Origin of the sequence: Serratia sp. (in: enterobacteria) (assembly GCF_046715635.1) — a bacterium.
Classification (GTDB): Bacteria; Pseudomonadota; Gammaproteobacteria; order Enterobacterales; family Enterobacteriaceae; genus Chania.
Genome location: NZ_JBKJYW010000493.1, coordinates 1 through 9,526, shown reverse-complemented (window position 1 = coordinate 9,526; position 9,526 = coordinate 1). Strand labels below are relative to the sequence as shown.

General features: G+C 48.7%; 13 protein-coding genes. 10 read left to right on the top strand and 3 right to left on the bottom strand.

Annotated elements, in window-relative coordinates; translation table 11 throughout:
- The 6 genes from ACLQ7H_RS25270 to ACLQ7H_RS25245 all read left to right on the top strand — a co-directional run.
- A partial coding sequence (locus tag ACLQ7H_RS25270; protein WP_411755043.1) for a fimbria/pilus outer membrane usher protein occupies positions 1-704 on the top strand: 704 nt, incomplete at its 5' end.
- Positions 701-1,228 carry a fimbrial protein gene (locus tag ACLQ7H_RS25265; protein ID WP_411755042.1) on the top strand — a complete coding sequence of 176 codons (528 nt, stop codon included), beginning with the start codon at positions 701-703 and terminating at the stop codon, positions 1,226-1,228. The genes ACLQ7H_RS25270 and ACLQ7H_RS25265, both read left to right, overlap by 4 nt.
- A 15-nt stretch (positions 1,229-1,243) precedes the next feature.
- Positions 1,244-1,750, top strand: a complete 507-nt coding sequence (locus ACLQ7H_RS25260; protein WP_411755041.1) for a fimbrial protein — start codon at positions 1,244-1,246, stop codon at positions 1,748-1,750.
- Positions 1,751-1,763: 13 nt separating this feature from the next.
- A complete protein-coding gene (locus ACLQ7H_RS25255) occupies positions 1,764-2,681 on the top strand; it encodes a fimbrial protein (RefSeq protein WP_411755040.1) in 918 nt (305 codons plus the stop codon).
- 66 nt (positions 2,682-2,747) lie between these two features.
- Positions 2,748-3,413, top strand: a complete 666-nt coding sequence (locus ACLQ7H_RS25250) for a hypothetical protein (RefSeq protein ID WP_411755039.1) — start codon at positions 2,748-2,750, stop codon at positions 3,411-3,413.
- Positions 3,410-4,024 (top strand): LuxR C-terminal-related transcriptional regulator, encoded by a 615-nt coding sequence (locus ACLQ7H_RS25245; RefSeq protein WP_411755038.1) that lies wholly within the window; start codon positions 3,410-3,412, stop codon positions 4,022-4,024. Before ACLQ7H_RS25250 ends, ACLQ7H_RS25245 begins: the two co-directional genes overlap by 4 nt.
- Before the next feature lie 111 nt (positions 4,025-4,135).
- Here ACLQ7H_RS25245 and ACLQ7H_RS25240 read toward each other — a convergent pair whose 3' ends face one another.
- Positions 4,136-4,711, bottom strand: coding sequence for a tyrosine-type DNA invertase (locus ACLQ7H_RS25240; protein WP_411755037.1), 576 nt, complete (start codon positions 4,709-4,711; stop codon positions 4,136-4,138).
- A 431-nt stretch (positions 4,712-5,142) separates the two neighbouring features.
- Here ACLQ7H_RS25240 and ACLQ7H_RS25235 point away from each other — a divergent pair, with 431 nt between their 5' ends.
- Positions 5,143-5,394, top strand: coding sequence for a hypothetical protein (locus ACLQ7H_RS25235; RefSeq protein ID WP_411755036.1), 252 nt, complete (start codon positions 5,143-5,145; stop codon positions 5,392-5,394).
- Between the two features lie 668 nt (positions 5,395-6,062).
- Entirely contained in the window at positions 6,063-6,452 is a 390-nt protein-coding gene (locus ACLQ7H_RS25230; RefSeq protein WP_411755035.1) for an SHOCT domain-containing protein, read from the top strand.
- Between the two features lie 59 nt (positions 6,453-6,511).
- Here ACLQ7H_RS25230 and yiaA read toward each other — a convergent pair whose 3' ends face one another.
- Together yiaA and ACLQ7H_RS25220 are read right to left on the bottom strand one after the other, a co-directional pair.
- Complete coding sequence (gene yiaA / locus ACLQ7H_RS25225) at positions 6,512-6,964, bottom strand: inner membrane protein YiaA (protein WP_411755034.1); 453 nt, start codon at positions 6,962-6,964, stop codon at positions 6,512-6,514.
- 144 nt (positions 6,965-7,108) lie between these two features.
- A complete protein-coding gene (locus ACLQ7H_RS25220) occupies positions 7,109-7,834 on the bottom strand; it encodes a winged helix-turn-helix domain-containing protein (protein WP_411755033.1) in 726 nt (241 codons plus the stop codon).
- Between the two features lie 814 nt (positions 7,835-8,648).
- Here ACLQ7H_RS25220 and ACLQ7H_RS25215 point away from each other — a divergent pair.
- Entirely contained in the window at positions 8,649-9,029 is a 381-nt protein-coding gene (locus tag ACLQ7H_RS25215; RefSeq protein WP_411755032.1) for a winged helix-turn-helix domain-containing protein, read from the top strand.
- Positions 9,030-9,147: 118 nt separating this feature from the next.
- On the top strand, positions 9,148-9,526 hold a 379-nt coding region (locus tag ACLQ7H_RS25210), incomplete at its 3' end, for a fimbrial protein (RefSeq protein ID WP_411755031.1).

The window sequence follows — 9,526 nt, the reverse complement described above, 5'->3', positions numbered from 1 at the left end:
GAGGCGGAACGGGCACTTCAGGCGGGACGGGTAACACATCGCTGAACTATCGAGGGGCTTCTGGCAACGCCAACGTGGGTTACAGCCGCAGCAGCGGTACCAGCCAACTGTATTACGGGCTGAGCGGCGGTGTGCTGGCCCATGAAAATGGCATCACCCTGAGTCAACCACTGAATGACACGCTGATCCTGGTCAAAGCGCCGGGGGCGGGTAACGTATCGGTGGAAAACCAGAGCGGGATACGTACCGACTGGCGGGGATATGCCGTACTGCCGTTTGCCATGGATTATCGTGAAAACCGCGTGGCGCTGAACCCCAATACGCTGGCAAACAACGTCGAGCTGGATGAGGCGGTGGTCAGCGTGGTGCCGAACCACGGCGCGGTGGTGTTGGCCGATTTTAAAACCCATGTCGGGCTGAAGGTACTGATGACGCTGACCTATAACGGACAACCGTTGCCATTTGGGACGGTGGTGTCTTTCGATAATGGCCGTTCTGGCAGCATTGTCGCCGACGGTGGGCAGGTGTATCTGACCGGGTTGCCGCCAAGGGGGGAAGTGAAAGCCAAATGGGGTGAGGGGGCAGGTGAGCAATGCGTGGCAAGTTACCAACTGCCGCCGGAAAGTCAGCAGCGGGCACTTAGCTATCTAACGGCACTATGCCGAACTATGCCGATGACACCGGGCGGGAGAGGCGAGCAATGAGAATACAACTTTATACCCTGTGTCTGCTGGCGCTGTTTAGCGCCAGGGTAACGCAGGCTGCTGACAGCACCATCTCCATTAATGGTTATGTTAAGGACAATGCCTGCTCCATAGCACCAGGTTCGCAAAGTTTTGTCGTGGATCTGATGAGTAATGCGGCCAAGCAGCTGCATCGGGTAGGGGCGACGACGCCGATGGTGCCGTTCAGCATCGTGCTCGATAAATGCGGCGGTTCGGCGATCGCGGTGAAAACGGGTTTCACCGGCGGGGCAGACAGCGACAACCTGACTTTGCTGAAAATAGACGGTGGGGCCGGTGCGGCAGCCGGTATGGGCATACAGATCCTCGATAACAACGGCAATGCCATTGCTCTCAATGAGATCTCGAGTGGGCTGAACTGGTCAAACCTAACCGCCGGGCAGTCCAATACGCTGTATTTCTATGCGCGTCTGATGGCGACTCGTGCACCGGTGACTGCCGGGCAGGTTAGAGCGACGGCAAACTTCACCCTGGAATTTCAGTAACCGGAGAAAAGGGCTATGAACATGAGCAAGCTGGTTCCGATCGCGGGGTGGTTACTGATGATGGTACTCCCCTTGGCGCATGCGGCAGATGTCAACATCACCATCAATGGCAAGGTGGTGGCAAAACCCTGCACGGTATCTACCGTGTCCACCACGGTAGAGCTGGGCGATTTGTATACCTTCAACCTGCTGTCGGCAGGTGCGACTTCGCCATGGCATTCGGTGACGCTAAGTCTCACCAACTGCCCGGTGGGAACCTCAAAGGTGACCGCGACCTTTTCCGGCACGGCCGATAGTACCCGAAGCTATTACGCCAATCAGGGGGCGGCCCGCAATATTGCGTTGCAACTGGCCGATAGCAATGGGGTGAATCTGCCCAACGGCAGTACCAAAGTTGTGGCGGTGAATGACGCCTCGCTGGCCGCCAGCCTGGTTTTGCAGGTGCGGGCTATCACGCCCGGCGGCAATGCGACACAGGGTTCGATTCAATCCCTGATCAACGTGACTTACACCTATTCCTGATGATGAAGAACATATGAAAGACTTAATCCGCGTATTTCTGAAATATCTGGGTGCAGCTGCGCTCTTGATTGGCTATTCATCCAGTGCCCATGCATTTGCTTGCCGAACGGCGGCCGGGGCGACCATCCCTATCGGCGGCGGCTCTGCCAACGTGTTTGTGGATTTGACTCCGCAGATCGGGGTGGGCCAAAACCTGATCGTTGATTTGTCCCGTCAGATCTCCTGCCGTAATGACTTTCCAGAGAACAGAATAGACTACGTTTCTCTGCAAAGAGGCTCAGCCTATGGTGGCGTACTGGCAAGTTTCAACGGTAGTTTTGTGTATGACGGTACCTCTTACCCATTCCCGACGACCTCTGAAACCAAGTCCGTTACCTATAGAACCACCACGATGACGCCATGGCCCGCCGTGCTTTATCTCACGCCTATCAGCACCGCAGGTGGAGTGGCGATAACCAGTGGTTCTTTGATTGCGGTGTTAAATATGCACCAAACCAATAACGTAGGGGAATCGCATTCGTATATTTGGAATATCTATGCCAGCAATAGCGTGGTGATCCCTACCGGTGGCTGTGATGTCTCTTCCCGTGACGTTACCGTGAATCTGCCAGAATATCCGGGAACGGTGTCGATACCGTTGACGGTGCGTTGCGCCAAGAACCAAAACCTGGCCTATTACCTGACCGGACCCACCACGGATGCCGCATCCACGATTTTTGCCAACACCGCCTCTGCGCCGGTGGCTCAGGGGATTGGCATTCAGGTTGCCAACCGCAATGGCGTTATTGCCACCAACAGGAACGTCGCTCTGGGTACCGTCGGTAGTTCTGCAATCAGTTTAGGTTTGACCGCCAACTATGCGCGCACTACCGGTCAGGTAGTGGCGGGTAATGTCAAGGCCGTGGTGGGTGTGACCTTTTTGTATCCTTGAATGTGCCTTTGAACGAGGCTTCAAGCCTGGGGGAACGGCACTAAACACGGTTATTTAGGAGGAAAAATGCAGCAGGCAAATCATCAGCAAGCCGAGCATGCGGCAGCGGAAAGCCGCAAGCGAATTTTGGTTGTCGAGCCATCCAGGATCAATTGGATCGGGCTGCAACGGTTACTGGGTGACGCGGGTCGCACGGAGTTAAGCTTTTGCCGGGTCAGCAAATTGACCGATGCCAAAAAGAAAATTTATGAATTCAAACCTGATGTGATCTTGTTTAGTTCATTATCTCGTGGCACTGACTACCTGTCGTTATTATCCTTTTTGTCAGACATTGCCAGTTATCATCTTAAAACCAACTCGGTGATCTGGTTGCAGCATGATATGGCCTGGATGGTGCAACTTCTCCACGCTTTCGGCGTGGATACGGTATTGATCGACCCGGTTAACCTCTATCAAATCACCCAATGTTTAGGCAGCGAACAGACAGACAAAGCGCCCAAAAATGCGGCTTTATTGGGTAAGCAGGAAAGATTAATTGCGCTGGCCTTACTGCGTGGGCGTAGTGCTACGGCTATCGCTAATGTGACAGGCAAAGATGTACGCACCATCAGCACGCAAAAGAAATCGATCATTAGAAAGTTACAGATGACAACCAATGAGGAACTCTACCTGCTGGCGGGTAGGCTGGTTTATTTAACCAAGATAAACGGACTGAGTGGTGATACGCGATGAAAAAAATAATGATTATGCATCCCTGCATTGTTACCTGGCATGGCTTGCATCAGTTATTCAGGCGCAAACTGCCCAACGCTGAGATCGTACCGGCGCACTCTATCTACGATTTGGTATTTAATGATGATTTATCTGATGCCGATCTGATCGTTAGTGAGCTCTATGGCCTGAATGAAAATATCGCGATGGGGGCGAAGTTGCTGTCATTTGTTCAATCGGTCAGGCAGGGTAAACCGCTACTGATTATGACCGATGTGCCAGGAAAACAGGTGCTGGATTGCTTGGGGTACCTGCCTGGAGTGTCCTATATTGCTTTATCTGAAGATATTCGTCAGCTAGTTAATCAGGTCGATCAGGTTCTGGCTGGCAATATTGTTATCAGTCCGTCTCTGCATTGTGAGCAGGAGATGAGCCTGTTCAACGCCGATGCCAAACCTTTTTCCCGCTCGGAAATAAAGGTCTATAGCTTATTGCAGGAAGGCTTTAGCATCACACAGATAGCGCAAAAGATTTCCCGCAGCGTCAAGACCGTGAGTGCACATAAACGCAATATGATGGGCAAGCTTGGCATTGAGAGTGAAGTCGAACTCTATGCCTGTTTTAATCAATAATCAGCTATCGGTTACTGCCAGATTTGGAGATCGCTGACTACAGCGATCTCCAGCGCTGGTAGAGCATGGTTTGCTGCATAATGCACTAAAAGTAAGGTTATTCTGGCGGGTTCAACCGTTCTTTCGTTTACCTGCCTCCCATATGCCAGCAAACCGTGCCGCATTACTGGCGGTATAGCGAACGGTATGGCGAATATTGCGGTGCCCCAGATAATCCTGGATCAAGCGGGTATCGGCGCCTCGTTCTGCCAATTCATAGCCACAGGCATGACGCAGCATATGGGGATGCGTATTGATGACCGTACCCGCCAGTTCGCCAGCCTGGCGGATAATGCGCCAGGCTTGACCACGCGATAACTGGGTTCCTCGCTGAGAAATAAAAATAATGTCTGGGTCTGCCTCCGGTTTCCATTTGGCCCTGAGCTGTTTCCATTCCATAATTGCCTCGCATTCGTCATTCATCAGAGGATGAACGGTTGAGAAGCCATTTTTAAGTCGACGTATATTGATCCGTCCTTCAACCATTTCAAGATCGCGAAAGCGCAAGCGCAGCAGCTCGCTGATACGTAATCCATGGCGGAAAGCCAGTAGGATCAGGCAACTATCCCGTACTCCAGTTGGTGTCTTTCTGGCAGCACTCATTAGGTTGCGGACTTCTGTCAGAGTGAGAAATTTACGCTGTACCAAAGAAAACCCCTATATTTTTCGCTGAAAAAATGCCAGAGTTAGCATTAAATAGAATAAAATTCTTACTTACTGTTTTGAAATTCCAACGGTGTAATAAAAGTTTGCTAAAAATTCAGTTAGAAGTAATTTTGTAGGAAAATTCCTAGTTTTCGTTTATTACGATGTTACAGGTGACGACCGACAATATCCAGCATTTACGGGGAGAGGAATCTGCTCTGTTTAAATAGCATTGATAATATAGTCTATAATTTGGCTACTTAGCGTTAATATCATGATTATTGGGTTTTTTAATAGTGTAAAATATAATAAATTTAACTTTTTTCAGAGTAAAAGGTTGATGTGTGGCGCCATGAATCGGTACTACTCAAAAAATGCACATCGATCCTATCATGCTAAGGATAACCCCACGCCCATTGCTAGAGGCTGCCAATATGAATATTCAAATAAAAGTTGATAACAATCTGTTCGACAATCTGTCTGAGAAAGCTCGTGAGGCCTTGCTGGAAGAATTGCAAGCTCGCGTCCAGGAGGTCTACCCATCCAGCCACCTCACGGCGATCGCTGGGCTGAATGATAAGACTGAGATCGTGACCAGTGATTTTTTTAACGACATTGAAGCAAAACTGACCGTGCAGGAAATTGTCGACGATGTCAGCCTTCATGGCCATTGGCGTAACGTGTGAACGTCCCCTCACCCCAACCCTCTCCCATAGGGAGAGGGAGCTGTCAGCCCCTGCTGGTTTGGAAGTAAAACGATAATCTCAGCAAACTCGATCGATCCCTTTCCCACAGGGAGAGGGAGCTGTTAGCCCCTGCTGGTTGGGAAGTAAAGCGACAATCTCAGCAAATATTTCAAACACACTCGATCGGTCCCATTCCACAGGGAGGGGTTGTTAGCCCCTGCTCGTTTGGAAGTAAAACGATAATCTCAGCAAACTCGATCGATCCCTTTCCCACAGGGAGAGGGAGCTGTTAGCCCCTGCTGGTTGTGAAGTAAAACGATAATCTCAGCAAAACATTTCAAACACGCTCTATTGGTCCCTTTCCACAGGGAGAGGGAGCTGTCAGCCCCTGCTGGTTTGGAAGTAAAACGATAATCTCAGCAAACTCGATCGCCTCCTCATCCAAGGTGAGTCACAACAATTTCAAACACGCTCGATTGGTCCCCTCTCTCTGGGAGAGGGTTAGGGTGAGGGGCCTGTGCTTTGCCCATATCGATGAACTCCCTGCGCCGTATTTTTCCCGCCCAACATGGAAAAAACGAAAGTCCGACATATACTTATGGTGCTAAACCCGAATCTCTAATTGCAGGTCGTTTTATCCTGGTTTTGCTGGACCATAAGGAGCGCTAATGACTTATCATCTACTCACCCTGTGGGATATCCTGGTTACCACGTTTTCGTTCTTCTTCTTTATTGCCTACCTGTTTATTCTGTTCCAGGTCGTTTCCGACCTGTTCCGCGATCACCAACTGAGCGGCTTTTATAAGGCGGTATGGATTGTGTTCCTGCTGTTCATCCCGCTGTTAACTTCCTTGGTCTACCTGATTGCCCGCGGCAAAGGCATGGCCGAGCGGCATCGTGCGCAGGTACAAAAATCCGTCTCTGCCACCAACGAGTATATCCGCGGCGTCGCGGGTAAATCGCCAGCCGAGCAGATTTCAGACGCCAAGAAGCTGTTGGATGACGGCGTGATCAGCGAAAGTGAATACCAGCAGCTTAAGGCTAAAGCACTGGCCTGAGGTTGAAGTTGGCAGGAACCATGATCGGAGTGGAAAGGGGGCCAAGCCCCCTTATAAAATCATTCGGCAGGGAACTGCGATCCTGCTTCTTCGTTATCATCCCCCTCGGTACGACGTTTATTAGCCATATCGCGGGTATTTTTCTGCACGGCAATGGCGCCGAACAGGCTCAAAAAGAAGGAAACACCGTAGAAGCCCTTTTCACTCAGCAGCAGTTTGGCATTCCACAGGCCGATGCACAGCAGGCCAACGGCGATGGCAAACGCCACCCAGCAGGTGATGATGTAAATATGCGTCACCGGCAGGCCGTCTTGTTGGTCGCGCACCGTTTTCTGGATGGTGATGGCGCTAAATAGGCCGAGGATCAGTACGGCAAAGTAGTAGCCTTTTTCATTCAGCTCCATTTCAGCATTCCACAGGCCCAGCAGGAACACCGCAAAACCGCCCAGCAGGGCAGCCCAAGAGGCGAGAATAAACGCAGGTGAGGTGGTATTTTGTGGTGCAGCACTCATGTGGCAAATCCCTTAATAACAAGAAAACTCCCTTCTCACAAGTTGGTACACCACTTGTGAGGTCTCTTGCAATCTACCGGTCCCGCATGATGAATGCAACCACGCCGCCGCCGTTCGTTTTTTTCCCACTTTTATGGCTAACCGCTATTTGCTCTCTGCTGGTCGTAGGTCGGCAAGGGGGTCGTGTTGATTGTCGATTTGAAATCGTGAGGAACATCTCAGATCGCCTTGTGCAGTCGTATCGCAAAATAATACCAGGGTACTGTGGTTTGCCGGGGTTCGGGTGATGTAGACAAACTCATCCGGATTACAGACCACATTGTTAACGGTTAAATACTCCTTGTAGCCCGCCACATTGGTCTCCAGATCGTCTCTATCTATATAGACAGAACATTGATTGATGTTGGCAACTCTATTGTGGCTGTCAAAAAAGCGCGCGCTTTGCGACTGATTGCTGGCCAACAGGATCAGCATAGCAATGACGAACGCCGTAAATAGGCCATAGCGCAATAGCTTGCTCTGGTTTAAAACCGTGCGTTTTGGCGGCAGCGTTTCTGCCTGTGAGTGCTCGATTGGGATCGGCTCTGGCTTATTGCTTTGCTGCACAATGACATTGGCGCTCTCTTCTTGCTGTATTTCAATGGTGCCAGAAAAAACCACCCCGACTTTAGGCACCGTTCGGATGATATTTTTACTCAATCCGGCTTCCCGCATCCCTTTTCTTACCAACGAGATGTTCTGATAGAGAGTATTGGCGGTGACATATTGGCCGTTTTTTTGCCATACCTCGTTAAAAAAGTCGCTTTGGCTGATCACCTCGCCAGGGTGTTGCAACATTAATTGCAGGCAACGGCTGGCAGGAACGTTCAAAACGGTTTCTTTGCCCCGAGCACGCAGTGGGCACAGACGGTGCTCTTCGGGAAGGTACAGTACGGTGTCGTTAATGATGATATTTTGTTTCATTTCAATATATTAACTTTTTATTGTCTGAGTGCCTGGTTTGTTTTAAGTATAGTTTAACCGTTCCTGGTGGTGAGCGAAATAAGTAACAATTCTTATTCATTTAAAAAACAATGTGTTAATAATAAATCTTAAATGGGAATTACTATCATTTAAGAACGGTTTAGAATGATCTATTATGATTTAATGTTTTCTTTTAACTCATTGAATTTTATTTATTTTTTTAGCATTTATTAAAGATTAAAACTACTTCACTAAGAAAAGTCCCATGCATGCTCTAGTATTTATTCCATCAGTAAGGAGGGGAGAGAAGTAAAGCGGCTTCATCTTACTGAGATAAAGGATGGCTTCACCGGTAAAGGTTTTTATATATCGGGTAACAGATAAATCCTAATCATGGGTTTGTAGGTAATTGACTGAATATCAATGAATAAAATTTAATGGCTAGTTATTAATGTTGCAAGATAAAAATCTTTGGCATTTATGACTACTCAAAAAAGGTGAAGTAATGAGATATGAAAAACACCAGGATGATTCGTGTCAGCTGGCGGTAAGTTCTGAGTGAACTGAATTAATCAGCATTTATCACTGTTATGAGACTTTTGGAGATGGCAATGTGATCATCTTGGCGCGGTTGCTATGGTGGAAATTGCTTCTATAATGTCTCACTTAAGGGAGGTTTGTTATTTTTGTTACAAAACCAAAATAATAATCCGAGATATATATGGAAAATAGACTTTATGGATTCCTAATTGATGATGACATTCAATTCGACATTGCCAACCGCAGGCTTCTTTATTATTCAGATGGGGCTGCGGAGCGCACACTGTTTTTCAAGGTTATCTCTCTAAACGAGATCCAGACCAGATTACTGATTTATTTGCTGGCGAATAGCCGGGATGCCGTCATCTATAAAAATGACATTATGAAAAGCGTTTGGGAAGAGATTAATCTATCTTCGTCCAGCCAACGCTTATGGCATGCAATAAATGAACTGCGTAAAAAACTGGCGTCAATTGGTCTCCCGGAAGATTTTATAGCGAACGTTCATGGTATTGGCTATTCCGTCGATAACCAGCGAGTCTCTTCGCTATTTATTAAGTAAGTTGTTGTAAATATAAAGGCTGGAATAATCTAGCTATATCCATACCTATGGGTATCCACCAGGCCATTTTAATGGATATTAAAATGGTATTCATAATACAAGGTAAGTAGGAATATATATGAAAAAGTTAGCAATCGCTGCATCCCTGATCGCTGTTTTCGGTACTGTTGGCCTGGCTCAGGCAGCTTCTACCGGCACCATCACCTTTAACGGTGAACTGACTGCAAATACCTGTGACGTCGTGGTTGATGGCCAGCAAGCGGATGCGACCGTTATTCTGCCAACTGTAAGCACCAGCCAACTGCAAATCGCCACTCGCACAGCCGGTGATACCGGTTTCGTTATGGCCCTGAGCAACTGTGCTGGCACACTGGAGACTGCTTCTGCCTTCTTCCAGGCGGGTGCTTCTGTTGATGCCGTTACTGGTCGTCTGCTTAACACTACCGGTGGTGATACCAACCTCAGCCTGCAATTGCATGACGCTTCAAGCCCGACTA